Source organism: Limnohabitans sp. T6-20, assembly GCF_003063505.1.
Classification (GTDB): Bacteria; Pseudomonadota; Gammaproteobacteria; order Burkholderiales; family Burkholderiaceae_C; genus Limnohabitans_A.
Window position 1 is genome coordinate 1 of the sequence record NZ_NERW01000002.1, and the last position, 25,127, is coordinate 25,127.

The 25,127-nt window shown below is 56.9% G+C and carries 25 protein-coding genes and 1 pseudogene; 22 read left to right on the top strand and 4 right to left on the bottom strand.

The window, feature by feature from the left end:
• Positions 1–128: 128 nt before the first annotated feature.
• A pseudogene (locus tag B9Z33_RS06210) lies at positions 129–359 on the top strand (IS30 family transposase); the annotation flags it as partial.
• Here the strand turns inward: B9Z33_RS06210 and B9Z33_RS15600 are convergent.
• Positions 254–547, bottom strand: coding sequence for a hypothetical protein (locus tag B9Z33_RS15600; protein ID WP_199220339.1), 294 nt, complete (start codon positions 545–547; stop codon positions 254–256). The pseudogene B9Z33_RS06210 and the gene B9Z33_RS15600 overlap by 106 nt on opposite strands.
• Positions 548–848: 301 nt before the next feature.
• On the opposite strand from B9Z33_RS15600, the gene B9Z33_RS06215 reads away from it, so the two are divergent.
• The 3 genes from B9Z33_RS06215 to B9Z33_RS06225 all read left to right on the top strand — a co-directional run bounded on the left by B9Z33_RS06215 (position 849) and on the right by B9Z33_RS06225 (position 4,902).
• Positions 849–3,437 (top strand): ABC transporter permease, encoded by a 2,589-nt coding sequence (locus B9Z33_RS06215; protein ID WP_108286196.1) that lies wholly within the window; start codon positions 849–851, stop codon positions 3,435–3,437.
• Between the two features lie 243 nt (positions 3,438–3,680).
• Entirely contained in the window at positions 3,681–4,085 is a 405-nt protein-coding gene (locus B9Z33_RS06220; protein ID WP_108286197.1) for a group II truncated hemoglobin, read from the top strand.
• Between the two features lie 178 nt (positions 4,086–4,263).
• Positions 4,264–4,902: a Smr/MutS family protein gene (locus B9Z33_RS06225; RefSeq protein WP_108286198.1), complete on the top strand. Its 639-nt coding sequence runs from the start codon at positions 4,264–4,266 to the stop codon at positions 4,900–4,902.
• A gap of 237 nt (positions 4,903–5,139) precedes the next feature.
• Here the strand turns inward: B9Z33_RS06225 and B9Z33_RS06230 are convergent, their stop codons facing one another.
• The gene (locus B9Z33_RS06230) at positions 5,140–5,967 is read right to left on the bottom strand and encodes a symmetrical bis(5'-nucleosyl)-tetraphosphatase (RefSeq protein ID WP_108286199.1); all 828 of its coding nucleotides are present in this window, start codon (positions 5,965–5,967) and stop codon (positions 5,140–5,142) included.
• Between the two features lie 120 nt (positions 5,968–6,087).
• On the opposite strand from B9Z33_RS06230, the gene B9Z33_RS06235 reads away from it, so the two are divergent.
• The 3 genes from B9Z33_RS06235 (at position 6,088) to B9Z33_RS06245 (ending at position 8,676) form a co-directional block, all read left to right on the top strand.
• Complete coding sequence (locus B9Z33_RS06235; protein WP_108286200.1) at positions 6,088–7,395, top strand: hemolysin family protein; 1,308 nt, start codon at positions 6,088–6,090, stop codon at positions 7,393–7,395.
• A gap of 298 nt (positions 7,396–7,693) precedes the next feature.
• The gene (locus B9Z33_RS06240) at positions 7,694–7,993 is read left to right on the top strand and encodes an H-NS family nucleoid-associated regulatory protein (RefSeq protein WP_108286201.1); all 300 of its coding nucleotides are present in this window, start codon (positions 7,694–7,696) and stop codon (positions 7,991–7,993) included.
• Positions 7,994–8,124: 131 nt separating this feature from the next.
• On the top strand, positions 8,125–8,676 hold the full coding sequence (locus tag B9Z33_RS06245; RefSeq protein WP_108286202.1) for a transcription termination/antitermination protein NusG: 552 nt from the start codon (positions 8,125–8,127) through the stop codon (positions 8,674–8,676).
• A gap of 68 nt (positions 8,677–8,744) precedes the next feature.
• Here the strand turns inward: B9Z33_RS06245 and B9Z33_RS06250 are convergent, their stop codons facing one another.
• Together B9Z33_RS06250 and B9Z33_RS06255 are read right to left on the bottom strand one after the other, a co-directional pair.
• A complete protein-coding gene (locus B9Z33_RS06250) occupies positions 8,745–9,164 on the bottom strand; it encodes a hypothetical protein (protein ID WP_233252753.1) in 420 nt (139 codons plus the stop codon).
• Complete coding sequence (locus B9Z33_RS06255; protein ID WP_108286203.1) at positions 9,151–9,732, bottom strand: transcriptional regulator; 582 nt, start codon at positions 9,730–9,732, stop codon at positions 9,151–9,153. Before B9Z33_RS06255 ends, B9Z33_RS06250 begins: the two co-directional genes overlap by 14 nt.
• A 164-nt stretch (positions 9,733–9,896) precedes the next feature.
• Here B9Z33_RS06255 and uppS point away from each other — a divergent pair, with 164 nt between their 5' ends.
• From uppS to B9Z33_RS06330, 15 genes are all read left to right on the top strand, one after another.
• Entirely contained in the window at positions 9,897–10,619 is a 723-nt protein-coding gene (gene uppS, locus B9Z33_RS06260) for a polyprenyl diphosphate synthase (protein WP_255418202.1), read from the top strand.
• A 447-nt stretch (positions 10,620–11,066) separates the two neighbouring features.
• Positions 11,067–12,017 carry a glycosyltransferase family 2 protein gene (locus tag B9Z33_RS06265; protein ID WP_233252754.1) on the top strand — a complete coding sequence of 317 codons (951 nt, stop codon included), beginning with the start codon at positions 11,067–11,069 and terminating at the stop codon, positions 12,015–12,017.
• 15 nt (positions 12,018–12,032) lie between these two features.
• A complete protein-coding gene (rfbB, locus tag B9Z33_RS06270) occupies positions 12,033–13,166 on the top strand; it encodes a dTDP-glucose 4,6-dehydratase (RefSeq protein ID WP_108286205.1) in 1,134 nt (377 codons plus the stop codon).
• Positions 13,163–14,035, top strand: coding sequence for a glucose-1-phosphate thymidylyltransferase RfbA (gene rfbA, locus B9Z33_RS06275; RefSeq protein ID WP_108286206.1), 873 nt, complete (start codon positions 13,163–13,165; stop codon positions 14,033–14,035). The genes rfbB and rfbA overlap by 4 nt, the downstream gene beginning before the upstream one ends.
• Positions 14,035–14,586, top strand: coding sequence for a dTDP-4-dehydrorhamnose 3,5-epimerase (gene rfbC / locus B9Z33_RS06280; RefSeq protein WP_108286207.1), 552 nt, complete (start codon positions 14,035–14,037; stop codon positions 14,584–14,586). The genes rfbA and rfbC overlap by 1 nt, the downstream gene beginning before the upstream one ends.
• Positions 14,586–15,407: an ABC transporter permease gene (locus B9Z33_RS06285; RefSeq protein ID WP_108286208.1), complete on the top strand. Its 822-nt coding sequence runs from the start codon at positions 14,586–14,588 to the stop codon at positions 15,405–15,407. Before rfbC ends, B9Z33_RS06285 begins: the two co-directional genes overlap by 1 nt.
• The gene (locus tag B9Z33_RS06290; protein WP_108286209.1) at positions 15,397–16,749 is read left to right on the top strand and encodes an ABC transporter ATP-binding protein; all 1,353 of its coding nucleotides are present in this window, start codon (positions 15,397–15,399) and stop codon (positions 16,747–16,749) included. Before B9Z33_RS06285 ends, B9Z33_RS06290 begins: the two co-directional genes overlap by 11 nt.
• Before the next feature lie 79 nt (positions 16,750–16,828).
• Positions 16,829–19,222, top strand: a complete 2,394-nt coding sequence (locus B9Z33_RS06295) for a methyltransferase domain-containing protein (RefSeq protein ID WP_108286210.1) — start codon at positions 16,829–16,831, stop codon at positions 19,220–19,222.
• Complete coding sequence (locus B9Z33_RS06300) at positions 19,219–20,214, top strand: glycosyltransferase family 2 protein (RefSeq protein WP_108286211.1); 996 nt, start codon at positions 19,219–19,221, stop codon at positions 20,212–20,214. Before B9Z33_RS06295 ends, B9Z33_RS06300 begins: the two co-directional genes overlap by 4 nt.
• On the top strand, positions 20,207–21,154 hold the full coding sequence (locus tag B9Z33_RS06305; protein ID WP_108286212.1) for an NAD-dependent epimerase/dehydratase family protein: 948 nt from the start codon (positions 20,207–20,209) through the stop codon (positions 21,152–21,154). The genes B9Z33_RS06300 and B9Z33_RS06305 overlap by 8 nt, the downstream gene beginning before the upstream one ends.
• Before the next feature lie 29 nt (positions 21,155–21,183).
• Entirely contained in the window at positions 21,184–22,212 is a 1,029-nt protein-coding gene (locus B9Z33_RS06310) for a GDP-mannose 4,6-dehydratase (protein WP_108286213.1), read from the top strand.
• A 51-nt stretch (positions 22,213–22,263) separates the two neighbouring features.
• Positions 22,264–23,295 (top strand): dehydrogenase, encoded by a 1,032-nt coding sequence (locus B9Z33_RS06315; RefSeq protein ID WP_108286214.1) that lies wholly within the window; start codon positions 22,264–22,266, stop codon positions 23,293–23,295.
• Positions 23,280–23,876 (top strand): D-sedoheptulose 7-phosphate isomerase, encoded by a 597-nt coding sequence (locus B9Z33_RS06320; protein ID WP_146183832.1) that lies wholly within the window; start codon positions 23,280–23,282, stop codon positions 23,874–23,876. Before B9Z33_RS06315 ends, B9Z33_RS06320 begins: the two co-directional genes overlap by 16 nt.
• A complete protein-coding gene (locus tag B9Z33_RS06325) occupies positions 23,876–24,562 on the top strand; it encodes a nucleotidyltransferase family protein (protein WP_108286215.1) in 687 nt (228 codons plus the stop codon). Before B9Z33_RS06320 ends, B9Z33_RS06325 begins: the two co-directional genes overlap by 1 nt.
• Positions 24,559–25,110, top strand: coding sequence for a D-glycero-beta-D-manno-heptose 1,7-bisphosphate 7-phosphatase (locus B9Z33_RS06330; protein ID WP_108286216.1), 552 nt, complete (start codon positions 24,559–24,561; stop codon positions 25,108–25,110). Before B9Z33_RS06325 ends, B9Z33_RS06330 begins: the two co-directional genes overlap by 4 nt.
• Positions 25,111–25,127: the final 17 nt, after the last annotated feature.

Genomic DNA, 25,127 nt, shown 5'->3' on the forward strand with positions numbered 1-25,127 from the left:
AGAGAAAGGAGCTGCAGGACGACAATTGAACTTATAGTTATCCACAGCCAGCCGACATAAAAGCTGGCTCAAGCCCCTGGTCAAAACTCAATCGGCACAGGTGGTCAATATTGGATCGGCGTCAACACACAGACATCCAGGTTTACTTCTGCGATCCGCAAAGCCCTTGGCAACGCGGCAGCAACGAGAACACGAATGGACTACTCAGACAGTACCTACCTAAGGGCGTGAACATCTCGGGCTATTCGCAGGTTCAGCTCAACGCGATTGCGCGACAATTAAACGAGAGGCCGCGCAAAACGCTCGGCTTCCATACGCCCGCTGAGATGTTCAGCGAATGCGTTGCATCGACCGGTTGAATCCGCCCCCAAGTGCTGGCTCTGCCCAGACGGTCCTCTGCGCTCAAAGTGCGGATGAGGCAACGAGCTGCTTCAAACGCCTCAAAAACAGCTTGGCGGTTGAGCGTGACCATCGTCAGCAGATACACCTGTCCTGCTTGTGAATGGCGTCCAGTGCGCAAGCGGTGTGACTCGGCTTTTTGTGCCATGTTGTGTGCTCCCTGTGAGGATGCTAGTCACCCGGCCTTGGGCTGGCAAGTCTGTTTGACCACCATTCGCGAGCAGGGGCTCGCTCCCACGAAACCCCAAAGGTGCTGTCCCTGTGGGAGGCTGCCCCGCAGCCGAATGTGTGAATTGGCTCCAGCCAAGATTCGCGAGCAGGGGCTCGCTCCCACGACAACCCAGAGGTGCTGTCTCTGTAGGAGGCTGCCCCTGCAGCCGAATGTTTGAACGGGCACAAAGAAATGCCTTTCGCCCCGCCGTGAATGTGTTGTGCGGTAAGGTTGCGGCATGAATCAACAAGGATGGATGCACGGCCTGCGGCTGGGACGGCGCAATTTGTGGCGCGATTTGCGTGCGGGCGAATTGCGACTGCTCATGCTCTCGGTCGCCTTGGCTGTGGCGGCGCTCACAGCCGTGGGATTTTTGGCTGACCGCATGCAGTCGGGCTTGTGGCGCGATGCGCGTCAGCTGCTTGGCGGCGATGCGGTGGTGGTCAGTGACCAAAGCACACCGCAAGCCTTTGTGCAGCAGGCCCAAAAACTGGGCCTGCAGACCAACACCAACGTGACTTTTCCGACCATGGCCCGCGCCATGGCCGAGCAAGGCGGAGCCAGTCGGCTGGTCGCCCTCAAAGCGGTCGAGCCGGGTTATCCGCTGCGCGGTCAGCTGCAGGTCTTGCCTGACCCTTCCAGCGGTCCCGCTGCAGCCGTTCCCACATCGGTGGCCGGTGCTTTAAGCGCCGAGTTGCCAGGTGCCAAGCCATTGCGCATCCCGCCCGCTGGCGAGGTCTGGGTCGACCCTGCTTTGCTCGACAACCTGAATCTGAAAACCGGGCAACTGCTGGCCTTGGGCGACCGCAGTTTCCGCATCACGGCCATCATCGAGCGCGAACCCGACCGTGGTGCAGGCTTCATGACCTTTGCTCCCCGCGTCATGCTGAACGCGGCCGACCTGCCATCGACTGGCCTGGTGCAACCCGCCAGTCGCGTGACTTGGCGCATGGCCGTGGCAGGCGATGCCGCTGCGGCCGAGCGATTTGTTCAATGGGCCAAGCCCGAAGTGGAGCGGTCGCATGTGCGGGGTGTGCAGATCGAATCGCTCGACAGCGGCCGCCCCGAAATGCGCCAAACGCTGGACCGCGCTGCCCAGTTTTTGAATCTGGTGGCCTTGCTGGCCGCCTTGCTGTGCGCCGTGGCCGTGGCTTTGGCGGCCCGCAGTTTTGCCGAGCGGCAACTCGATGCCTGTGCCTTGCTGCGGGTTTTGGGGCAAAGCCAGCGCACACTCACTTTGAGCTATGGCCTGGAATTTCTGGGCGCGGGCCTGTTGGCCAGCGCTGTGGGCGTGTTGGTGGGTTATGGCGTGCACCTGGGCTTTGTGCTGTTGTTGGCAGGTTTGATCGATGCACAACTGCCCGCTGCCACCGTGCAGCCCGCCTTGATGGGTCTGGGCATGGGCCTCACGCTGCTGGTGGCTTTTGGCTTGCCGCCTGTGTTGCAGTTGGCCAAAGTGCCGCCCTTGCGCGTCATCCGGCGTGACCTGGGCAGCCTGCAAGTGCGCTCGGGTTTGGTGTTGGTCATGGGTCTGGTGGGCTTTGCGCTCACGCTGCTCATGGTCAGCCGCAACCTCACGCTGGGCCTGATCACTGTGGGTGGTTTTGCCTTGGCCCTGCTGGTCTTTGCCGGGCTGGCCGCCGCCGCTTTGTGGTTGCTGCGCCGCACCGTGCCTGGCGAACAAGCGCCGCGCTGGTTGCGACTGGCCACGCGCCAAGTGGCGGCACGCCCCGTGTTTGCGGTGGTGCAGGTCAGCGCCTTGTCGGTGGGCTTGCTGGCTCTAGCCCTGCTGGTGCTGCTGCGCACCGACTTGATCGCCAGCTGGCGGCAAGCCACACCCGCCAAGGCGCCTGATCGGTTTGTCATCAACGTGCAGCCCGAGCAAGCCAGCGACTTTTTGGCGAGCTTGAACAAAGCGGGCGTGCAGTCACCCGACTGGTTCCCCATGATCCGGGGCCGTTTGGTCGCCATCAACGGTCGCGAGGTCGGTCCTGCAGACTTTGAAGCCGACCGCGCCAAACGCCTGATCGACCGCGAAATCAACCTCTCGCACTCGGCCACTTTGCCCGCGCACAACCCCCTTTCCGCAGGCCGTTGGGTGCCCGAAGAAACCGATGGCCTGAGCGTGGAGCAAGGCATTGCCGACACGCTGGGCCTCAAGCTGGGCGACCAATTGCGTTTTGACATCGCAGGCCAGACCCGCGAGGCCCGCATCACCAGCTTGCGCAAGGTCGACTGGACCTCTATGCGTGCCAACTTCTTCATGATGTTCCCCGTCTCGCAAATGCCCGACCTGCCCATGACCTACATGGCCGCATTCCGCTCGCCGCAAGGCTTGGCGGGCTTTGACAATGCGCTGGTCAACCAGTTCCCCAACATCACCAGTGTCGACATGCGCAGCACCTTGGCGCAAGTGCAGCGCGTCATGGACCAAGTCATCCGCGCGGTCGAATACCTGTTTGCCTTCACGCTCGCCGCAGGCCTGATGGTGCTGTTGGCCGCTGTGGGCGCCAGCCGCCAGGCGCGCGAACGCGAATACGCCATCATGCGGGCGCTCGGGGCTGGGCGCGCTTTGCTCGCTCAGGTGCAGCGCACCGAACTGTTGGGCTTGGGCTGGCTGGCCGGGTTCATGGCCAGCAGCATGGCCTTGGTCGTGGGCTGGGCGCTGGCCCGCTATGCGTTCGAATTTTCGTGGCAACCCCCACTCTGGGCCCCCTTGGCTGGAGGCACTTTGGGTGCCCTGCTGGCCTGGGTCGCAGGCAGCCTCAGCCTGTCTGGTGTGCTGCGCCAACCTGTCATGCAAACCCTGCGACAAGCCGCAGAGTAAATGAATTGGGGTCAGATCCCAATTGTTTCCCCAGTGGGAGGTCGCCCCCGCGGCCGAATGCGTGCAGTGGCTCCGGCCGCCATTCGCGAGCAGGGGCTCGCTCCCACGAAAGACCGCAGGGCAGTTCCCCTGTGGGAGGCCGCCCCCGCGGCCGAATGCTTGCAGCGGCTCCGGCCGTCATTCGCGAGAAGTGGCTAGCCCCCACACGAAACCATCGGCACCGCTTCCTGCAAAATACAAGCCATGCAAATCGAAGACAAACCCCCGTTTGACACCCCGTTCGAGTGGATCGGTGGCGAGGCCCGCGTCAAGGCCTTGGCCGAGCGGTTTTACGATCTGATGGACATCGAGGCTGCCTACAAAGAATTGCGCGCAGCCCATGGCAGCACCTTGCAGGATGCGCGCGACAAACTGTTTTGGTTTTTGTGCGGCTGGCTCGGCGGCCCAGAGCATTACACCGAGCGCTTTGGCCATCCGCGACTGCGCATGCGCCACATGCCGTTCTCGATCGGCATCCTTGAACGCGATCAATGGTTGGCCTGCATGGACCAAGCCATGCAAGAAACCCAGGTCGATCCGGTGCTGCGCGAGCGCCTGAACGCCAGCTTCTTCAAAACCGCCGACTGGATGCGCAATCGCGGCGACTGATGCTTTTTGCGAGATTGCGGCCGAATGCGTGCAGAGGCTACGCCTGCCATTCGCGAGCAGGGGCTCGCTCCCACGAAAGACAGCAGACCGTTCCCCTGTGGGAGGCCGCCCCCGCGGCCGAAGGTATGAATGGGCTGGGTGTTCGTCAAGTAAGCGCCTTTTGTGGCACGATCAGCCCGTGAAAATCAATTCCCTGCAAGACCTCAAGAAAGTCCAGAAAAAACTGGCCGAGGCCCACGAAAAAGCACAAGCGGCAGAAGCTGCTCGCCTGGCCGCCGCACGCCAGCGCGAGGCCGAGGCCAACTTGTTTGCACGTGCGGTCGGGGTTGTGCAGCGCATGCCCCAGAACGACCAGGCCAGCATCAGCTCACCCGCCCCTGCACCGGTCGCGGTGCAACGCCAAAAGGACGAAGAAGCGGTGTTGCGCGATGCGCTGAGCGATGGCTTTGATGTCAGCACCTTGCTCGACACCGACGACGCTCTCAGTTTTCGGCGGCCAGGCATCGGCATCGACGTGACCCAAAAATTGCGCAAAGGCGGCTGGTCCATCCAGCGCGAGATCGATCTGCACGGCCTGCGCAGTGACGAGGCGCGCGTGGCGCTGGCCGAATTCATCCGCAATGCCCACCGCCAAGGCCTGCGCTGTCTGCGCGTGGTGCATGGCAAAGGGCTGGGTTCACCCGGCAAAACGTCGGTGCTCAAGCCCAAGGTGCACAGCTGGTTGATTCAAAAGAACCAGGTCATGGCCTTCGTTCAGGCCAAACCCGCAGAAGGCGGCGCGGGGGCATTGGTGGTGTTGCTCAAACCGGCAGGCTGAGCCACTGCACGCATTCGGCCGCAGGGGCGGCCTCCTACAAGAAGGTTGTGCACTCGGCCGCAGGCAGACGGTGCCTTGTATTCGTGGGAGCGAGCCCCTGCTCGCGAATGGTCGTTGGAGCCACTGCACGCATTCGGCCGCAGGGGCGACCTCCTACAGGGAGGCGTTGCACCCAGCTGCAGGCAGACGGGCGTTAATCGGGGTCAGAGTTAATCGGGGTCAGACCCCATTTGCTGGTCAACCCGGTTTTTGTGCCTGCTCGCACTTCACTTGGATCAATTCATGCCGACCGTCGTGACCCAAGCGCATCGCGCTCAGGCAGCCGCCCCACACGCAACCCGTATCCAGTGCCCACACGTCATGGCGCTTGAGCAAGCCCAAGGTCGACCAGTGGCCAAAAGCCACCGTCACATTGGCTGTTTGCCTGCTTGGCACATCAAACCACGGCATGAAGCCCGCAGGTGCCGCATCGGCCCCTTCTTTGGCCTCGAATTCCATCTCGCCGGCCGCTGAGCAAAAGCGCAAGCGGGTTAGCGCATTCACCACCATTCGCAAACGAGCCACACCCGTCAAATCATCGCGCCAGGCGGCAGGCTCGTTGCCATACATCTGGTGCAAAAAATCGTTCAGGTTCGGCCCACGCAACACCGCCTCCACCTCGCCCGCCAAAGCCAAGGTTTGCGCCACCGACCACGACGGCAGCACCCCCGCGTGCACCATCAGCACCCCGTGATCCCAAATGGCCATGCGCTGGTGGCGCAGCCAGTCCAGCAGGGCAGGGCGGTCGGCCGCGTGCAAGATGCCGTCCAGCGTGTCCATCGGCTTGAGTCGGCCCGCCCCGGCCGCCACCGCCAGCAAATGCAAATCATGGTTGCCCAGCACACACTGCACGGCGTTGCCCATCGCCATCAAACGGCGCAGCACCTGCTCTGATGCCGGCCCCCGGTTCACCAAGTCGCCCAACTCATACAAGCTGTCGCGGCTCGCAGAGAAATCAACCTCGTCCAGCAATCGCCCCAAAGGCGCATCGCAACCCTGAACATCACCCACCCAATAAACAGCCATAAGTACCTCGTTGGTGAGATTGTCCCAAATCGCTTCATCGCTGGCCTGCGCTGTCACTTTCTCTTTCGCCCCGACCCATCTTGTTTCAGGCCACCCCCCACTCTTGGCACAATGGCGGCTATGGATTTTTTATTGATCGTCTTCCTCACCCTGCTCAACGGGGTGTTTGCCATGTCAGAGCTGGCGCTGGCCTCCAGCCGCAAGGCCCGCTTGGCCGCCATGGAAGAGGCGGGCGACAAAGGCGCGCATGCGGCGCTGCAGCTACTTGAAGAACCCACCCAGTTTTTGTCCACCGTGCAAGTGGGCATCACCTCCATCGGCGTGCTCAATGGCATCGTGGGCGAGGCCGCTTTCAGTGCGGTTTTGGCGCTGAAGCTGGTGGCGTGGGGCCTGACCGAATCGGTGGCGGGCATCACCGCCACCGCCATCGTCGTCACCATCATCACCTTCACCACCATCATCTTTGGCGAACTGGTGCCCAAGCGCATTGGCCAGCTCTACCCCGAGGCCGTGGCCCGTCTGGTGGCGCGGCCCATGGCCTGGTTGGCCAAAGCCGCAGGGCCGTTTGTCAAACTGCTGTCACTGTCCACACAAGGCATGCTCAAGCTCATGCGCATCGACAGCACAGGCAGCCGCGCCGTGACCGAAGAAGAAATCACCGCCAGCCTGGTCGAAGGCGTGGATGCCGGCTTGATCGAAGAACACGAACACCAAATGGTGCGCAACGTGTTCCACCTCGACGACCGCGCGCTCACCTCCATGATGACGCCACGCAGCGACATCCAATGGCTCGAAGCCAGCCTCACGCCCCAACAAGCCATGGACCGCATCAACCAAATGCGCGGCGAAGGCAATCACTCCTGGTACCCCGTTTGCCGCGATGGCTTGGGTCACATCATTGGCGTGATCAGCCTGTCGCACCTGCTGGCGCTGCCGCACAGCGACGAGCGCCCCCTCGAACACCACGCCCAAACCGCTCACTTCGTGCCCGAAACCCTGACCGGCATGGAGCTGCTGGAGCAAATGCGTGACCAATCCAGCCGCATGCTCTTTGTGGTGGACGAATACGGTGAAGTGCAAGGCCTGCTCACCCCGCTCGACCTGCTCGAAGCCATCACTGGAGAGCTCAAGCCCGACACCCAAACCGACGCCTGGGCCACCCAAAACGACGACGGCAGTTGGCTGCTCGACGGCATCATGCCCGTCAACGAACTCAAGGCCCGTTTGGACATCAAGGAGCTGCCTGCCGAAGACAAAAACCGTTACAACACCCTGGCCGGGCTGCTCATGTATGCGCTGGGCCAATTGCCCACCCAAGGGCAGGTGATCGAATTGGCCGACTGGCGCTTTGAAGTCATCGAGCTCGAAGGCCGCCGCATTGACAGGGTTTTGGCCACACAAGCGCAATACAATTCTGAAACGCCCTGATTGGATTGCTGTTTGCGCAGGCATTGGCAAGGCATGCGGCCATGAGTCGCTGATTCTCTGAAAAGCGCCAAGCTGCACCGCTAAAGTAAATCTTTGACCATTATGGATAATGGATTTACCCAAGGTATCCTCATTCGCCGTGAGGCCATTCCCAAAGTCCCGTACCTGTTATTTTTTTAATCACAGCTTTGGATTCGGATGATTTTCAATAAAAAATACCTTGTATATCCAAATCATGGATATCTGTAGATATTGCTTGGTGTATATTCAACACTCTTATTTCTAATCAGGATCTCACATGACCGCAAGCTACAAAGAATTATTGGCCCAGCGCGAAGCCCTGGAGCAAGCCATTGCCCAAGCCCGCAAGAACGAAATCTCCAGTGCCGTTGCCAAAGCACGCGAACTCGTGGCCGAATATGGCCTGACCGCCCAAGACATCTTCCCTGCCCGTGGTGCCAAATCCGGCGCACCTAAAGCCACCAGCAAAGTTGCTGCCAAATACCGCGACCCCGCCACTGGCCAGACCTGGACAGGTCGTGGCAAAGCCCCTAAATGGATTGAAGGCAAAGACCGCACCCCATTCGTGATTGCCTGAATGCCATTGGCTTGCACTTGAATGAAAAAACCCCGCTGTTGCGGGGTTTTTTTGTGGCTTCATCCAAGCCAGATAGGCATGCCACCGCCCGTTAAAATACACCCCCGAGACAGCCTGCAAAAAAATACCGAATGACCCAGAACCCCGAAACTGCTGACGCCCTCTTTGGCATCCCCGCGCCGTCAGACCGGTGGTACCTGGCCTACACCAAACCACGGCAAGAACAAATCGCCCAGGTCAACCTCGAGCAGCAAGCCTTCGAAGCCTATTTGCCGCTCTACAAAAAATTCAAGAAAACCGAGCAAGGCCCGGTGGCGCTGTTTGAACCCATGTTCCCGCGCTACATATTGTTCAGGCCCAGCAAACCCGAGCAAAGCATCTCGGTGGTGCGCAGCACCAAAGGCATTGCCACCATCGTCCGCTTTGGCTTCGAGCCCGCCCAATTGCAGGGCGATCTCGTGCAACGCATCCGGCAGCTTGAAGAAGACCGCAACCACGCCACACTGCAAGAGCTCAGCAACCTCAAACCCGGCCAAACCGTGCGCCTCAAACACACCGCCTTGGGCGGCATCGAAGGCCTCATTCAAAGCGTCTCCAGCAAACGCGTCGCTGTGCTGCTCGAAATTTTGGGCCGCCCTACAGTGGTGCAGCTTGAACACCACCAGGTTGAAGTCAACACCTAGTCTGGATAGAGCAGACTGACGCGGTCAGTAGTAGCCTCACGCGGCTCGTGGATTTTCGAAAATCCGCTTCAGTTTTGAGTCATCAAAACGGTGTCATCGATCAATTTTTGAGCCAATTCCATCAGCTCCGTCACCAGTGCTTCTTGCAGATCCATGAAGCCTTCATATTCGGCCAAATTGCGTTTTTGATGCGCGGCATCCAAAACGCGCCATTGCGAAGCAGACCAGCCCAAAGTGTGCACAAGACACTGGAACACCGTAAATCTGTTTTCGCTGCGGTAACCATGCCAGCGCAAAGCCGCTAAAGCTGCGGCATGCGATGCGTTGTAGGCGCTGGTAAAGCGCCCCTCCAAAGACATCTGCTTCAAAGAAGCATCTTCGAGCCTCGTTCGGGCCATCGACAACAAGCGCTTGACCTCCTGCATGTTGCATGGCTCGGTTTTCAGTTGCCCAATCTTGGCTAAATTCCTCAGTTCATCCAGGCCCATTCAAGTCTCCTGTCAAAGTCAACAAAGGTTGTGCCAGCACTTGGTGAACAAATGAGCCTTCTTCGTTTCGTCGGTCGTTGAATTCTGACCGTGAATAGCAAGTAGGGTTGATTTTTCTGCCCAAGGCAGCTTCGACAGGGGCAAGCCACTCAAATACATCACTCAACCGCAAGTCATCACCCACCAGCATCACATCGATGTCGCTGCTCGCTGAGTCTGAATTTTTGGCCACCGATCCAAACAAACCAGCCCACTGCAGTTGTTCGGCATGTGGCAACAAAGCCTTTTGCAATTGACTCGACACACCCAATGTCTTTCGGGTCAGCGACACCAGCTCGTTAAAAACGGGGCTGTCAGGGTTGGCCTTGAAGCAACGCAAATTCCCTATTTTTTGCGTGCTCACCAAATGTGCGTCCGCCAAGCGGTTCACCTCACGTTGCAAAGACGCGCTGCTCAGCCCCGTCAGCCGCCGCAACTCGCTCAAATGGAAACTTCGTTCAGGCGAACCAAAAATCCAACGCCAGACACTGGCTTGGCTTGGCGTAAAAATAGCATCCATCAAAGACATGGCTAAATTTTAGCACGATCATTCCAATATTTGGCTTGATTTGGCGTGCGGCTCTATTGCACGACAAGTCAGACGTTGAAATACAGGCACCTGTGACCCCGGATGCACTCGCTGCACTTCGCTATGCCTCTAAAATCTGCAACCATTCAGCCCCGCACGCCACCTTGTCTTCATCTACGCCTTCCAACCCCTTGCCGCAGCACATTGCCATCATCATGGATGGCAATCGCCGCTGGGCCAAAAAGCGCTTCATGCCTGCTGCGCTGGGGCATGCGGCGGGGGCCAAGCAAGTGCGCGAGATCGTCAAAACCTGTGCTGAGCTGGGTGTACCGCACCTGAGCCTGTTCGCCTTCAGCACCGAAAACTGGAAACGCCCCGAAGAAGAAGTCTCCAGCCTCATGGGCCTGTTCATGTCTTACCTGCAAAAAGAAGTGGACAGCATGAACACCAACGGCGTGCGCCTGAAAGTGGTGGGCGACAAAACCCGCTTTGCCCCCGCGCTGCAAGACCTCATTGCCCGAGCCGAGCAGCAAACCGCCGCCAATACCCGCATCACCCTCACGGTGTGTGCCAACTACGGCGGCCGCTGGGACATGATCCAGGCGGCCCAAGCCTGGCAGCGAGCCCACCCCGGTCAAACCCTGCAAGACATGACCGAAGACACGCTGGCCCCCTACCTCAGCACCTCCTATGCGCCCGAGGTCGATTTGCTCATTCGCACGGGGGGCGAATCCCGCATCAGCAACTTCATGCTCTGGCAAGCCGCCTACGCCGAAATGTTCTTCACCGACGACCTCTGGCCCGAGTTTTCGCCTGCGCGCCTGAAAGAAGCCATCACCTGGTTCGCCAGCCGTGACCGCCGCTTCGGTTCCTCTGCACCACTTTGATACCTGCAGCGCACCGGCCTGTTGCGGGTTAACCCATCGGGTTAACCCGCGCCGAAATTCTACAAATTCCCTTAAATCTTTTAGACATGCACCATTTTGGGTTAATTTTTTAAGAGTCGGCATCGTTCTCAAGAATACAATCGTGGGTTACCCAAAACGGCCCATTTGCCAAGCTTCGCGTCAGTCTGCGCGCATAAGCTGAAAGCCTATGGCCCCGGTCCCAAGTCTGCAAAACACCTTGCCGGACTGCGGTAGCTTGCCTGTCGCCTCATGTTCGCAGTGGCCCAACCCCCATTCGCGAGCAGGGGTTCGCTCCCACAGAAATCACCAACACCGCTTACTTGACAACACACCTGTAGGAGCTTGCCCCCGCAAGCGAATGCCAGCCAAGCTAAAGCTTCAAGCAAAAACCATGCGCCTCGCCCCCGCCCCCCTCTCGCCAATCCATTGAGCATTTTGACACCGCAAAGTTCCATTCAGCCCTCGGTTGCCATCCTCATGGGCAGCTACAACGGCAGCAAATACATCGGTCAGCAGCTCGAATCTTTTGCCAACCAAACCCATGCCAACTGGCGTTTGGTGGTCAGTGATGATGGGTCGACCGACGACACGCTGGCCCAAATAGAGAAGCACACCCAAGCCTGGGCACCAGGGCAGCTGACGGTGCGCCAAGGGCCACGGCAGGGCTTTTGCCACAACTTCTTGTCCATGGCGTGCGATACCACGCTCCAGGCTGACATGTACGCCTTCAGCGACCAAGACGATGTGTGGCTCCCCAACAAACTGCAAGTGGCTGTAGAGCACATCCAGCAACACGCACGCCCAGAGCAACCCTATGTTTATTGTGGGCGCACCACCTATGTGCGCGACAACCTCAAACCCTATGAGCAATCCACGCTGTTTGTGTACCCCCGAAGCTTCCGCAATGCCTTGATACAAAGCATTGCAGGCGGCAACACCATGGTGTTCAACCAAGCGGCCAAAAAACTGATTGAGCAGGCCGGCATGGTGCCCACCGTCTCGCATGACTGGTGGCTTTACCAGTTGATCACCGGTGCTGGTGGTCGGGTGTTCTATGACGAAAAGTCTTACATCCTTTACCGTCAGCACGCACAAGCCTTGGTGGGTGGCAACACGACCATCGCGGCGCGATTCAAGCGGATTTTTCTGGTTTTTCAAGGGCGGTTTGAAGCATGGACGGACCGCAACATCCTTGCGCTTAACCAAGCGCGAGACTTGCTAACCCCAGAATCGAGAGAAATCTTTGATCTCTTTGTCCGGCTCAGGCATTCCACTTTGAGGCACCGTTTTCGCATGCTCGAAGTCTGCGGCCTATACCGCCAAACATGGCGGGGCACCATCAGCCTCATCATTGCCGCAGTGTTCAAAAAAATCTAACTACCTGTATTCAAAATGACGATTCTCGTGACTGGCGGTGCCGGCTTCATAGGTGCCAACTTTGTCCTCGACTGGCTGGCCGCCAGCAACGAGGCCGTCATCAACCTCGATAAACTCACCTATGCGGGCAACCCCGAGACCTTGGCCAGCCTGCAAGGCGACGAGCGCCACCAATTGGTGCAAGGCGACATCGGCGACAGCGCTTTGGTCAGTCGATTGCTGGCCGAGCACCAGCCCCGCGTCGTGGTCAACTTTGCTGCCGAAAGCCATGTGGACCGCTCTATCCATGGCCCGGGGGAGTTCATTGAGACCAACATCGTGGGCACCTTCCGTCTGTTGGAGTCGGTACGGGGGTATTGGGGCGGGTTGGCTGATTCAGACATTCGCGAGCAGGGGCTCGCTCCCACAGGGGGGCAGGCTCAAGCCCTTGCTCAGGCCCCCACAAAAAGCGGCTTCCGGTTTTTGCATGTCTCCACCGACGAGGTCTATGGCTCGTTGAGCCAATCTGATCCGGCCTTTGCCGAGACAAACCGTTACGAGCCCAACAGCCCCTACAGCGCGAGCAAGGCCGCCAGCGACCACTTGGTGCGCGCCTGGCACCACACCTACGGCCTGCCGGTGCTCACCACCAATTGCAGCAACAACTACGGCCCCTATCACTTCCCCGAAAAGCTCATCCCGCTGATGATCGTCAACGCGCTGGCGGGCAAACCCCTGCCCGTTTACGGCGACGGCATGCAAATTCGAGACTGGTTGTACGTCAAAGACCATTGCAGCGCCATCCGACGCGTGCTCGAAGCCGGGCGACTGGGCGAGGTCTACAACGTGGGCGGTTGGAACGAAAAGCCCAACATCGAGATTGTGCAAACCATTTGTAAGCTGCTCGATGAGATGCGCCCCAAAGCCGACGGGGGCAGCTATGCCAGCCAGATCACCTACGTGACCGACCGCCCCGGCCACGACCGCCGTTACGCCATCGATGCCCGCAAGCTCGAAGCCGAACTGGGCTGGAAGCCCGCCGAAACCTTTGACACCGGCATCCGCAAAACCGTCGAGTGGTACTTGGCCAACCCCGAGTGGGTCGCCCATGTACAAAGCGGGGCCTACCGTGAGTGGGTGAGTAAGCAATATGCAGGAGCCGCCAAATGACCCAACGCAAAGGCATCATCCTTGCAGGCGGCTCCGGCACTCGCCTCTACCCCGTCACGCAAGCCGTGAGCAAACAGCTCATGCCCGTGTACGACAAGCCCATGGTCTATTACCCGCTGACCACCCTCATGCTGGCGGGCATCAAAGACGTGCTGCTCATAAGCACCCCACAAGACACACCCCGCTTTACAGAGCTGCTGGGCGACGGCAGCCAGTGGGGCATGAACATCCAATACGCCGTGCAACCCAGCCCCGACGGCCTGGCGCAAGCCTTCATCATCGGCAAAGACTTTGTTGGCAATGACCCGAGCGCATTGGTCTTGGGCGACAACATCTTTTATGGCCACGACCTGGTTAGGTTGCTGGACAGCGCGAACCAGCGCAACAGCGGTGCCAGCGTGTTTGCTTACCATGTGCATGACCCCGAGCGATATGGTGTGGTTGACTTTGACGACCAGCAACGAGCCTTGAGCATCGAAGAAAAGCCCAAAGCGCCCAAGAGCAACTACGCCGTTACGGGCTTGTATTTTTATGATCAGCAGGTCTGCGACATTGCCGCAGACATCAAACCATCACATCGTGGCGAGTTGGAAATCACCGACGTCAACAAACGCTACTTAGAGCTGAACCAACTCAACGTCGAAATCATGGGCCGTGGCTACGCCTGGCTGGACACCGGCACCCACGATAGCCTGCTTGAAGCTGCAGGCTTCATTCATACCCTGCAAAAACGCCAAGGCCTCATGGTCGCCTGCCCTGAAGAGATTGCCTTCCACCAAAAGTGGATCAACGCCGAGGCACTGCAAAAGCTGGCCCAGCCCCTGGCCAAAAACGGCTACGGCCAATACCTATTGAACCTGCTCAAGTAATGCCTTACACCGTCACAAAAACAAACATCCCCGACGTCCTGATCCTCGAGCCCAAAGTGTTCGACGACAGCCGGGGCTTCTTTTTTGAAAGCTTCAACCAGCAAGACTTCAACCAAGTCACTGGCCTGGATGTGAACTTTGTGCAAGACAACCACAGCCGCAGCGCACATGGCGTGCTGCGCGGCTTGCACTACCAGCTGCAGCAGCCACAAGGCAAGCTGGTGCGCGTGGTGCGGGGCGCTGTGTTTGACGTGGCCGTGGACATCCGCAAAAGCTCCCCCACCTTTGGCCAATGGGCTGGGGTCGAGCTGACTGAAGACAACCACAAACAATTTTGGGTGCCCCCAGGCTTTGCCCACGGCTTTGTCGTGCTGTCAGACGCTGCAGACTTTTTGTACAAAACCACCGAGTACTACGCTCCCGCCCACGAGCGCTGCATTGCTTGGAACGACCCTGCCATCGGCATCACCTGGCCCCAAGGGCTCACGCCTCAACTGTCGGCCAAAGACCAAGCGGGCTTGACGCTGGCGCAGGCTGAGGTGTTTGCCTGATGCAAGATTTTTCTGCATCTCCGCGCGAGATGGTCGCCAGCCTTTGGCGCAACAAAGGCCTGATCCGAAACTTGGTCCACCGCGAAGTGGTGGGCCGTTACAAAGGCTCCATGCTGGGCATCTTCTGGTCGCTGGCCACGCCCATCTTTATGCTGGCGGTTTACACCTTCGTTTTCAGTGTCGTCTTCAAGGCCCGCTGGGGTGCTGGCGGCAGCGACTCCAAAACCGAATTCGCCTTGGTCCTGTTTGCAGGCTTGATGATTTTCAACCTGTTTTCTGAATGTGTGGGCCGCGCTCCTGGTCTCATCCTGTCCAACGTCAACTACGTCAAAAAAGTGGTCTTCCCCCTTGAAGTACTGCCCTGGGTCAGCATGGGTAGCGCACTGTTCCACTTTGCCGTCAGCTTGGGGGTGTGGCTGGTGGCGTATCTGATGCTGTTTGGTGTGCCGCACTGGCATGTGCTGCTGTTGCCTCTGGTGCTGGGGCCGCTGGTGCTGTTTGTCATGGGCCTGAGCTGGGCCTTGGCTTCTTTGGGCGTGTACCTGCGCGATGTGGGTCAGATCATCGGTTTGGTCATCACGGTGTTGATGTTCTTGACGCCCATCTTTTACCCCGCATCGTCATTGCCGCCCGCCTATCAGCCGCTGATGTTTTTAAACCCGCTGACGCCCCCCATTGAAATGGCGCGAGACCTGCTTTATTGGGGCCAAATGCCCAATATGACGCTGCTGGCGCTGTATGCGGCTGGCTCTCTGGCGTTTGCCCTGCTGGGCTTTGCCTGGTTCCAGAAGACCCGCAAAGGATTTGCCGATGTCCTCTGAGAACACCACATCTGACACCACAGAATACGCCATCGAAGTCAATGGCTTGGGCAAGTGCTACCAGATTTATGACAAGCCCAGCGACCGCCTAATGCAAATGCTGATGCGCGGGCGCAAGCAGTACTACAAAGAATTCTGGGCACTCAAAGACGTCAGTTTCAAGATCAAAAAAGGCGAGACCGTCGGCATCATCGGACGCAACGGCTCGGGCAAATCCACCTTGCTGCAAATGATCTGCGGCACGCTAAACCCCACAGGGGGCGAAGTCAAGGTCAATGGCCGCGTGGCGGCGCTGCTGGAGCTGGGTGCAGGCTTTAACCCCGAATTCTCGGGTGTGGAAAACGTCTACATGGCGGCATCGCTGTATGGGCTGAGCAAAGAAGATGTCGATCAACGTTTTGACGACATTGCCACGTTTGCCGACATTGGCGACCACCTCCACCAAGCAGTCAAGACCTACTCGAGTGGCATGTATGTGCGGCTGGCCTTTGCTGTGATCGCTCACGTGGATGCGGATATTTTGGTGGTGGATGAAGCCTTGGCCGTGGGCGATGCTTTTTTTACCCAGAAGTGCATGCGCTACCTGCGCAAATTCATGGAAAAAGGGACTGTACTATTTGTAAGTCATGACACGCACGCCATCCTCGACCTGTGTAACTATGCAATTTGGATCGAAAAAGGTGAGATTTTGCAGGAGGGGCTACCCAAGGATCTATGCGCCTCGTATTTGCAGTCCTTCTATGAGGCCCAGCAAGGGGTGGGCAGCACAACGAAATTGAAGCCAGCTAAGGTTGTTGACAGAACCTTGCCAGCGACTGACCAACGCCTTGAGTTCATCAATAACAGCAATTTGCGCAACGACTTACAGGTGTTTCAGTTCGATCCATCTGCCCCATCTTTTGGCATGGGGGGCGCCCGCATTGTTGATGTCAGCATGCTCAATGAAGAGGGGCGGTCTATGGTGTGGATTGTCGGTGGCGAGAGGGTAACGATCCGGATAGCCGTGCAGGTGAATCAGTATCTGCTCTCACCCATAGTAGGGTTTTCTGTTAAAGACCGTAAGGGTCAAGTCCTGTTTGGTGAAAATACCTTTTTGTCTTATCAAGACAAGGCTTTCCATAGCCCGCACGAAAGTGAATTGCAGGCATTCTTTACCTTTCAGATGCCTCTGCTGCCTGCGGGGGAATACAGCATCGGCGCCGCTGTAGCAGATGGCACACAGGACGAGCACGAGCAACATCACTGGATTCATGATGCAGTCATGTTCAAGTCGGAATCCAGCAGCGTATCTTCCGGCCTGATTGGTATACCGATGCTTGATATCCGTATGGAGAACGCGTGATGGGATACGGACAGATGAGAGCACTAAACGCAGCCCAGACTGCTGTGTTGTATGGAACAGTAGGGCAAGAGTCTTAAATATGAATAATACCGACAAGCAAGTGACAGAACTGCCCTGGACCGGTGAGAGATACCTTCCCAGTATTCAAGGCGGAGTCGAGTTAGAGCATTTTCACCGCTACCTGTTTGCTGAGCAGCTGGTGAAGGGGAAGTGCATTCTCGATATTGCCAGCGGCGAAGGCTATGGAAGTGCCCTGATGGCTAGATCGGCATCCAGCGTGGTGGGCGTAGATATCTCGGAAGACGCAGTGATACACGCACGAGAGAAATACCGTGCGGACAATTTGGAGTATCGCGTAGGCTCTTGCGCTGCCATCCCGCTGGAGGACCATAGCGTCGATGTCATAGTGAGCTTCGAGACTATCGAGCACCACGATCAGCATGAAGAGATGATGAGGGAGATCAAGCGTGTGCTGAAGCCCGATGGTGTCCTGCTCATCTCTTGCCCGGATAAATTGGAGTATTCAGATAAGCCCGGCTACAAGAATGAATACCATGTCAAGGAACTGTATCGAGAGGAATTTGTTCAGCTCTTGGCAGACCATTTCAAGAAGCACGTCATGTTTGGCCAGCGTGCAGCTTATGGCTCTCTGATCCTCCAGGAAGAGGGCCTTTATGAAAACATTACCGCCCGAATTGATGATAAGTTTGCGCCCCCGGTCAAGGGGCTGGCCAATGCCCTTTATCTGATCGCAATTGCTTCCGACGTGCAACTCCCCGCAGTGCAGGTGGGCTTGCTAGATCAGGAACTGAAGTCAATCAGCGAAATCTCCGAACGCGATGTGTGGATTGCCACGTTGAATGAAACTATCCAGTCCTTGATTCTGGATCGTGATTCGCAGAAGGCTGGATATGAGCAATTGCAGGAAGAGCTTAAAAATCTAAGGGCTACATATTGTCTTGATCGCGCGGACCAAAAGTCCCTGCATGAAAAAGAAATCGCTGAGCGGGACGCCCGAATTTTTAACCTATCCGTAGCGATCCAGTCTTTGGAGAGAGAGCAGCCAAAGACGGACGAGATTGCTGCATTAAAGCTTGAGTTGCGGGCTCTGCGTCAATCAACGTCTTGGCGGGTCACCTCGCCGATGCGTACGATGGTCAATCTGACGAGACGGTTCCTGGGTAGCTCAATGAAGACAACCCCTAAGGCCCCAGAAAACCAATTTGCTCCCCAGGCAACGGTTGTGTCCGTCCAGAATTTGGGTGGTAAGAGAACACCTGAAGAGGAGCCGAATGCACCAGCCCGTTTGTCGGAAAAGTACCGCGTCCTGCTGACGAGCTTTTATTGCCCGACCCGTGCCCATGCGGGCGGACTGCGGATATTGGACATGTACGCTCTGTTGCGTGCGAAGTGTCCCGACGCCCGGATTGATCTCTTCACCTGCAGCCGACCTGGCATTGACTGGTCGCTTGATGACGCTAACGCGATCTTCGACAATATTTACTTGACCAATTCTGACGACCTCAACCCGGAAGAGTTGCGCTTGCTGCAGGGTGGTTTATCGGTGCGTTATGACCTTGTTGATCTGCAATTTCATCAAACGGCACGCCGGATGGATGCTTTTCGTGCGATCGGATCCAAGGTCATCTTTACTCCTATGGAGTCTTTGGCCAAGGCGTTCTACCTTGAGTTGGTGGCAATGTTCCGTCGAGGTAATTTGCACGGAATTAGGCGACTGGCGGGTGGGCTACAAGCGGCGCTTGAAGAAATCAGCTTCTGCCGGAAGGCGGACGAAACAGTGTGCGTCTCCGAAACCGATGCTTCCTTTCTCCGCCGAGTGGGTGGTGGCGGGAAGGTACGCAGCATCGAAACCGGCATTTCGCAGATCGAATTTGGCGACGCGTTGAGCCCCGGCTTTGTACCGGCTCAGGCCGCAAGCAAGAATGCAAAACTTATCTATGTTGCTTACTTTGGGTCCCAGACAAATATCGACGCGCTGAACTGGTTCCTCGAGCACGTTCATCCCCTCGTTAAGAAAAGCGTTCCAGGCTACAAGCTTTCTGTCGTCGGCAGGGGTGACATGGCGCAGTTTAAAAAGTACGAGGATGCCAGCTTGGAGCTGGTCGGCGAGGTGCCGGAGATAGGCCCCCATATTGCCGATGCCCGTGTTGGCATTGCGCCAGGCCTGGGTGGTTCAGGTTTTCGCGGCAAGGTCAATCAGTACGCGGTGTTAGGAGTTCCTTGCGTCGTTTCGCCTGTCACCCTACAAGGGCTGGCGTACCGTAATGGTGAAAATGTTTGTGTAGCAGAGTCGCCCGCTGACTTCGCGAGAGATTGCATCCGTCTGTTGACCGATTTGGAATTCAACCAGCGCATGGCGACAGCAGCACGGAAACTCGCCATAGAGCACTATTCTTGGCAATCTAAGTGGCCACAGATTAGCATCGTCTATGTCGTTAAAGGTGCAGTATGACGGGAGCTCTTCCACTGGTCACTGCACTGGTTCCGTCTTACAACCACGGGCGTTACATTCGCGAGCGCATCGAGTCGATTTTGGGACAGACCTATCCGGCCGTGGAATTGATCGTTATCGACGATGCATCCCAAGACGATTCGGATGCGCTCATCCGGGCGCTGCAGCAGCAACATGGATTTCAGTACATTCGAAACCAGAAGAATTCCGGGACACCCTTTGCAGCGTGGGAGCGCATTTGCAAGCTCGCCAAGGGCCGCTACATATGGGTATGCGAAAGCGATGATGTGGCCGAGCCCGAATTCCTACAGACGGCAGTCACACGCCTGCTCGGGGCACCCGGATCGGTACTGTTTTACTGCAACTCGTTAGTGATCGACGATCAGAGCGAGGTGATTGGAAGTACCGAAAGCTACTTCCATGACATTTGGCGGGAAAGTCGCTGGGATCAGGATTTCTCTGCAGCGGGTAAGGATGAACTCATTCGCTATCAGCTGCGCGGGCAGATGGTTCCGAACATGAGTTCCGCATTATTTGAAGCCGAGGCCTTTCGCAAGGGGTTTACGCCGTTCCTTAAGAATCTCAGGTTGACCGGTGACTGGTTGTTCGTAGGTGACGTTCTGCGCCAAGGGGGGGCCGAATTCTCAGCCAGCAAACTGAGTCGATTCCGCAAGCATGAAGTGACATCGCGCGTGCGTGTCAAGTCGGCCCGTTCGCAAGCGGAATTTATCCTGACCAAATATCACTTGTTCAAGTCCACCCGGCTCCCAGTGTCCGCATTTGCCAATTTGATGGGCACAGACATGGTCCGCTTCCTTTACGAGTCTGCAGGTTTGCTACAGGTTATCCGTGCACTGGTGGCCGTTTCCGCGATGGACACGCTTCGTTGCGCAGCATTGTTGATGGTTTCCCTATTCTGGAATCCGTCCTATATCAGCAAGTTTTTCGCCCGTTACAAAGTTGCCAAAATATGGAGATCCGAGAATGAGTAATACATTTGTAGTTGATAAAAATGCCACAGTCCTTATCACGGGCGGGACAGGCTTAGTGGGGCGGGCCCTTGGGACTGCCTTGGCCGCCGACGGTTTTGTTAAGGTAGTGTCAATTGGTAGTCGGGACTGTGATTTGCGTGATGGTGTGGCAGTGCAGGCCTTGATGGAAAGACTACGTCCCGACTATGTCTTCCATATGGCGGCGCGCGTGCATGGTTTGGGTGGCAACACGCGTTACAAGTCTGACATCCTGGTTGACAACGTCCTGATCAATACCAATGTGGTCGAGTATGCGCGGCGTAGCGGAGTCAAGAAAATCGTGGCTATGGGATCCGGCTGCGTTTACCCCGAACTGAAGGGACAGCCGGAGCTGTTCGAAGACCAAGTTTGGATCGGTCCACCCCACCCATCTGAAGACTCTTACGCGCATTCCAAGCGGCTAATGCTAGCTCAGTTGGATGCAGCCCGGGAGCAATATGGTTTGGCCTCGGCATTTGTCATCAGCGGCAACTTGTACGGGCCGCATGACAGCTTTAACGTGGAGGAGGGGCACGTTATTCCCTCCTTGGTCGCGAAATTCCATGCTGCACGAGCCCAAGGTACATCCGTTCATGTGTGGGGCAGTGGTGTGGCTATCCGTGACTTCACCTTCGCTGATGACACTGCACAGGCACTGATCGCCATCCTCAAGCACATCGAAGGGCCGGTGAATATGGGCAGCGGCCAACGGCATCCTATACGCGACATTGTGGACACGCTGCATACACTGACGGGTGTGCCAGTTGTCTGGGATTCCCACAAACCTGACGGCCAATTGGTGCGCTACTACAACCTAGACCGGCTGGCCTCGACAGGCTTCGAAGCAAAGACCGCACTTGCTGACGGGATCCGCCAGACTTATCAGTGGTACGAAGAAAACGCAGGTCTGGCACGGAAATAGCCCAAGGCAAAACATTACATATTTGCACCATGAAAAAAGTATTGATTACAGGAATAACCGGCCAGGTCGGCTCGCAGCTTGCTGATTACGTTCTGGAAAACACGGATTTTGACGTTGTCGGCATGTTGCGTTGGCAGGAGCCGATGGACAATCTGTACCACCTGACAGACCGTATCAACCGAAAAGACCGCATGAGTTTGGTGTACGCCGACCTGAACGACTATTCGGCCATGGCACGCATGTTGCGTGATTTGAAGCCTGAGTTTATCTCGCATCTTGGGGCACAGTCATATCCGAAAACGTCGTTCAATATTCCAATCGAAACCTTGCAGACCAACATCATTGGTACCGCGAATTTGCTGGAGAACATCCGCCAACTCAAAGAAACGGACGGATACGATCCGGTTGTGCACGTCTGCTCATCTAGCGAGGTGTATGGCAAGGCAAAGCCAGGTATTCCGTTGTCGGAGGAAACCGCTTTCCACGGTGCCAGTCCCTACAGCATCAGCAAGATTGGTACCGACTACCTTGGGCAGTTTTACGGCGAAGCTTATGGAGTCCGCACCTTTGTCACCCGGATGGGCACGCATTCTGGCCCGCGCCGAAGCGATGTCTTTTTTGAAAGTACTGTGGCCAAGCAGATCGCAATGATCGAGGCGGGCCACCAGGCGCCGATCATCAAAGTGGGGAATCTGTCGAGCACTAGAACCTTCCAGGATGCAAGGGATGCGGTCAGGGCCTACTTTATGTTGCTCCAAGCCAGTGAGCGCGGCACCGTCCGTTGCGGTGAATTCTTCAACATTGCCGGCGAGGAAGTCTTCAAACTACCCGAAGTCATCGAGTTGCTGATCGGAATGAGTAGTCGCAAGGACATCAAAGTTGAGACTGACACGGACCGCCTGCGCCCGATCGATGCTGACTACCAAATGTTCGATAACACTAAGATTCGAGCAGCAATTGACTGGAAGCCCGAAATCCCGGCCCGGAAGATGTTCCAGGACCTGCTCGATCATTGGCGAAGTGAAATCGCCAAAGGCAAGATTCCACTGAATCGGTGAAGTCCCGAGTGGTCCCATCCTCTCTTTTCCGTGTTTTGCTGAGTTGAAACTATGATTATTCGAGCCCGAGCTCCACTGCGCCTTGGTCTGGCAGGTGGTGGAACCGATGTTGCACCCTATTGTGATACCCATGGTGGCTACGTCCTCAACGCCACCATAAGTCGTTACGCGTATGCCGTGATCAAGGTCCTCGATAACCAGTCCGAGGTGCGTTTCGTGGCGACGGATCAGCAGAAGGAAATGGCCACTGCTGCAGCTGTACCCCTAGCATTTGATGGTGTGCTGGACCTTCACAAAGCGGTCTACAACCATATGATGCTGAACTACAACGATGGCAATCCGATTTCTCTTGAGCTCAGCACTTTTTGCGATGCGCCCGCAGGTTCTGGTTTAGGTTCGTCCTCGACCCTGGTCGTTGCAATGGTTAAAGCTTTTGCTGAGATGCTTAACCTGCCGCTCGACGACTACACGATCGCGCACATGGCCTACAAGATTGAGCGCGTGGATTGTGGCCTGCAGGGGGGCCGGCAGGATCAATATTCAGCTACCTTTGGAGGCTTCAATTTCATGGAGTTCTACGCAGAGGAGCGGGCGGTCATCAACCCGTTGCGCATTAAGGACTGGATCATCAGCGAACTAGAGGCATCGCTGGTGCTTTTTTACACAGGCGTATCCCGCGAATCCGCCAAGATCATTGCTGACCAGAGCAAAAACGTGACATCAGGCACGCGGGATGCGCTGGATGCAATGCATGGTATCAAGCGTGAAGCGCTGGCCATGAAGGAGTGTCTGTTGAAGGGAGACTTCGCCGGCATCGTCGACAGCATACTGGCCGGTTGGGAAAGCAAGAAGCGGTCCGCCAAGACAGTCTCCAACCCGCTGATCGATTCAATATATGACGCTGCCCTGCAGGCCGGAGCGCTGGCCGGAAAGGTATCCGGGGCCGGTGGTGGTGGCTTCATGATGTTCTTTGTTCCGACAGAGAGACGCATGGAAGTAATCCGAGCTTTGAGCGAGTTCAACGGGCAAGTCAGCAATTGCCATTTCACAAACCACGGAACACAAGCATGGAAAATCCTATAAAGACATTTATCAAGCAGCAGATCGAAGAAGCGGCGTACATCAGCACCCAAATGGCAGCAGATGAGAAGTTAGTGGCTCTGCTGGAGGCCGTTTCTCAGGCCTGTATTGTCTGTTACCGGGCTGGAGGCAAGATCCTGCTGGCGGGCAACGGCGGCAGCGCTGCGGACGCACAGCACATCGCCGGGGAGTTTGTCAGCCGCTTTGCATTTGACCGTCCCGGCCTGCCAGCCATCGCTCTGACAACAGATACATCGATCCTGACCGCAATTGGCAACGATTATGGTTACGAAAAATTATTTGCACGCCAGGTGCAAGCGCACGGGCAAAAAGGCGACGTATTTATCGGCTATTCGACCTCTGGCAAATCCCCCAACATTTTGATGGCCATGAAGGAGGCTCGGGAACGAGGTCTGATCACCGTTGGCCTTACCGGGAATCGTGGCGGCCCCATGCTCGAACTGTGTGATCACCTGCTGGAGGTGCCTTCTAGTCAGACGCCTAAGATTCAGGAAGGCCATCTGGTGATGGGTCACATCATTTGTGGCTTGGTGGAGAGTGCGATTTTTCGTGCGCCTGCCTGATGGAGGCGATTGTTCTAGCGGGAGGTTTCGGCACGAGGCTACGCCATGTAGTTCCTGATTTGCCCAAGCCGATGGCACCCGTTGCCGGACGGCCATTCTTAGAGATCCTGCTTTCCACGCTGGCGAAGAAGGGTTTTACTCGGATCGTACTGTCACTTGGCTATATGGCACAGACGATCGTCACGCACTTCGGAGACCGTTACCAAGACATGGAATTGGTCTATGAAATCGAAGACAGTCCATTGGGAACCGGGGGCGCAATACGAGCAGCCCTAGAGAATTGTCGCTCGGACCATGCCTATATCTTCAATGGCGATACTTACCTAGATCTTGAGGTGGATTCGCTAGAAGCAATGTGGGAACAATACCGGCAGCCCCTGATCGTGGTGCGCGAAGTGCCTGATACCGCGCGTTATGGCCGGGTGGAGCTGGCCGATGGGCGCATTACCGCGTTCCGAGAAAAAGGTGATGTCGGCCCCGGCCTGATCAACGCAGGTTGTTACGTGCTGCCACGTCACCTGTTGGAGGGCTTTACGCGCGGCCAAGCCTTCTCCCTCGAGTCTGATTTCTTCGCTGCTAGCATCGATTCTGTCCGGTTTGACGGCTTTGTCACGAGAGGGCTTTTCATCGATATTGGTGTGCCGGACGATTACACCTCTGCTCAGGCGATGTTGGCTGGGCTATGAACACGCCCCTTCGACGAGCCTTGTTCCTAGACAGGGATGGTGTCATCAACCATGATTCGGGCTATACCTCGACCATTGCACAGTTCTCCTTCATCGACGGCATTTTTGAGCTGGCTCGGGAGGCTGTCAGGCGCGATTACCTGCTTATTGTCGTGACAAACCAGGCCGGCATCGGCCGCGGCTACTACACCGAGCAGGATTTCAGGGCACTTACCGACTGGATGTGTGAGCAGTTTCGAGAGCAGGGTGCACCGATCACGGATGTCTTTCATTGTCCTTTTCATCCGGAGCACGGAATTGGCCAATATCGGCGTGAGTCGGAAGATCGCAAACCTAATCCAGGTATGCTAATTAGTGCGGCCCGGAAACATGGAATCGATCTCTCCCTTTCCGCTATGGTTGGAGACAAGGACACAGACATGCTGTCGGCTCTAAATGCTGGAGTTGCGACACGAATCCATTTTGCGGACAAAGGGGCGTCGGGGGACGTATCAACTGCTGCCACGTACACTGCCACGAGCCTGTGGGATTGTGTGACTCAACTATGACTATATTTTCCGAATAT

Excerpts from the sequence above, each read along its gene's own strand:
- B9Z33_RS06330 (WP_108286216.1), top strand. The coding sequence starts at position 24,559 with ATGAACACGCCCCTTCGACGAGCCTTGTTCCTAGACAGGGATGGTGTC.
- rfbC (WP_108286207.1), top strand. The coding sequence starts at position 14,035 with ATGCCTTACACCGTCACAAAAACAAACATCCCCGACGTCCTGATCCTC.
- B9Z33_RS06325 (WP_108286215.1), top strand. The coding sequence starts at position 23,876 with ATGGAGGCGATTGTTCTAGCGGGAGGTTTCGGCACGAGGCTACGCCAT.
- B9Z33_RS06285 (WP_108286208.1), top strand. The coding sequence starts at position 14,586 with ATGCAAGATTTTTCTGCATCTCCGCGCGAGATGGTCGCCAGCCTTTGG.
- B9Z33_RS06310 (WP_108286213.1), top strand. The coding sequence starts at position 21,184 with ATGAAAAAAGTATTGATTACAGGAATAACCGGCCAGGTCGGCTCGCAG.
- B9Z33_RS06305 (WP_108286212.1), top strand. The coding sequence starts at position 20,207 with ATGAGTAATACATTTGTAGTTGATAAAAATGCCACAGTCCTTATCACG.
- B9Z33_RS15600 (WP_199220339.1), bottom strand. The coding sequence starts at position 547 with ATGGCACAAAAAGCCGAGTCACACCGCTTGCGCACTGGACGCCATTCA.
- B9Z33_RS06240 (WP_108286201.1), top strand. The coding sequence starts at position 7,694 with ATGACCGCAAGCTACAAAGAATTATTGGCCCAGCGCGAAGCCCTGGAG.
- B9Z33_RS06220 (WP_108286197.1), top strand. The coding sequence starts at position 3,681 with ATGCAAATCGAAGACAAACCCCCGTTTGACACCCCGTTCGAGTGGATC.
- B9Z33_RS06245 (WP_108286202.1), top strand. The coding sequence starts at position 8,125 with ATGACCCAGAACCCCGAAACTGCTGACGCCCTCTTTGGCATCCCCGCG.
- B9Z33_RS06320 (WP_146183832.1), top strand. The coding sequence starts at position 23,280 with ATGGAAAATCCTATAAAGACATTTATCAAGCAGCAGATCGAAGAAGCG.
- B9Z33_RS06255 (WP_108286203.1), bottom strand. The coding sequence starts at position 9,732 with ATGTCTTTGATGGATGCTATTTTTACGCCAAGCCAAGCCAGTGTCTGG.
- B9Z33_RS06250 (WP_233252753.1), bottom strand. The coding sequence starts at position 9,164 with ATGGGCCTGGATGAACTGAGGAATTTAGCCAAGATTGGGCAACTGAAA.
- rfbA (WP_108286206.1), top strand. The coding sequence starts at position 13,163 with ATGACCCAACGCAAAGGCATCATCCTTGCAGGCGGCTCCGGCACTCGC.
- B9Z33_RS06295 (WP_108286210.1), top strand. The coding sequence starts at position 16,829 with ATGAATAATACCGACAAGCAAGTGACAGAACTGCCCTGGACCGGTGAG.
- B9Z33_RS06300 (WP_108286211.1), top strand. The coding sequence starts at position 19,219 with ATGACGGGAGCTCTTCCACTGGTCACTGCACTGGTTCCGTCTTACAAC.
- B9Z33_RS06230 (WP_108286199.1), bottom strand. The coding sequence starts at position 5,967 with ATGGCTGTTTATTGGGTGGGTGATGTTCAGGGTTGCGATGCGCCTTTG.
- B9Z33_RS06215 (WP_108286196.1), top strand. The coding sequence starts at position 849 with ATGAATCAACAAGGATGGATGCACGGCCTGCGGCTGGGACGGCGCAAT.
- B9Z33_RS06235 (WP_108286200.1), top strand. The coding sequence starts at position 6,088 with ATGGATTTTTTATTGATCGTCTTCCTCACCCTGCTCAACGGGGTGTTT.
- B9Z33_RS06315 (WP_108286214.1), top strand. The coding sequence starts at position 22,264 with ATGATTATTCGAGCCCGAGCTCCACTGCGCCTTGGTCTGGCAGGTGGT.
- B9Z33_RS06290 (WP_108286209.1), top strand. The coding sequence starts at position 15,397 with ATGTCCTCTGAGAACACCACATCTGACACCACAGAATACGCCATCGAA.
- rfbB (WP_108286205.1), top strand. The coding sequence starts at position 12,033 with ATGACGATTCTCGTGACTGGCGGTGCCGGCTTCATAGGTGCCAACTTT.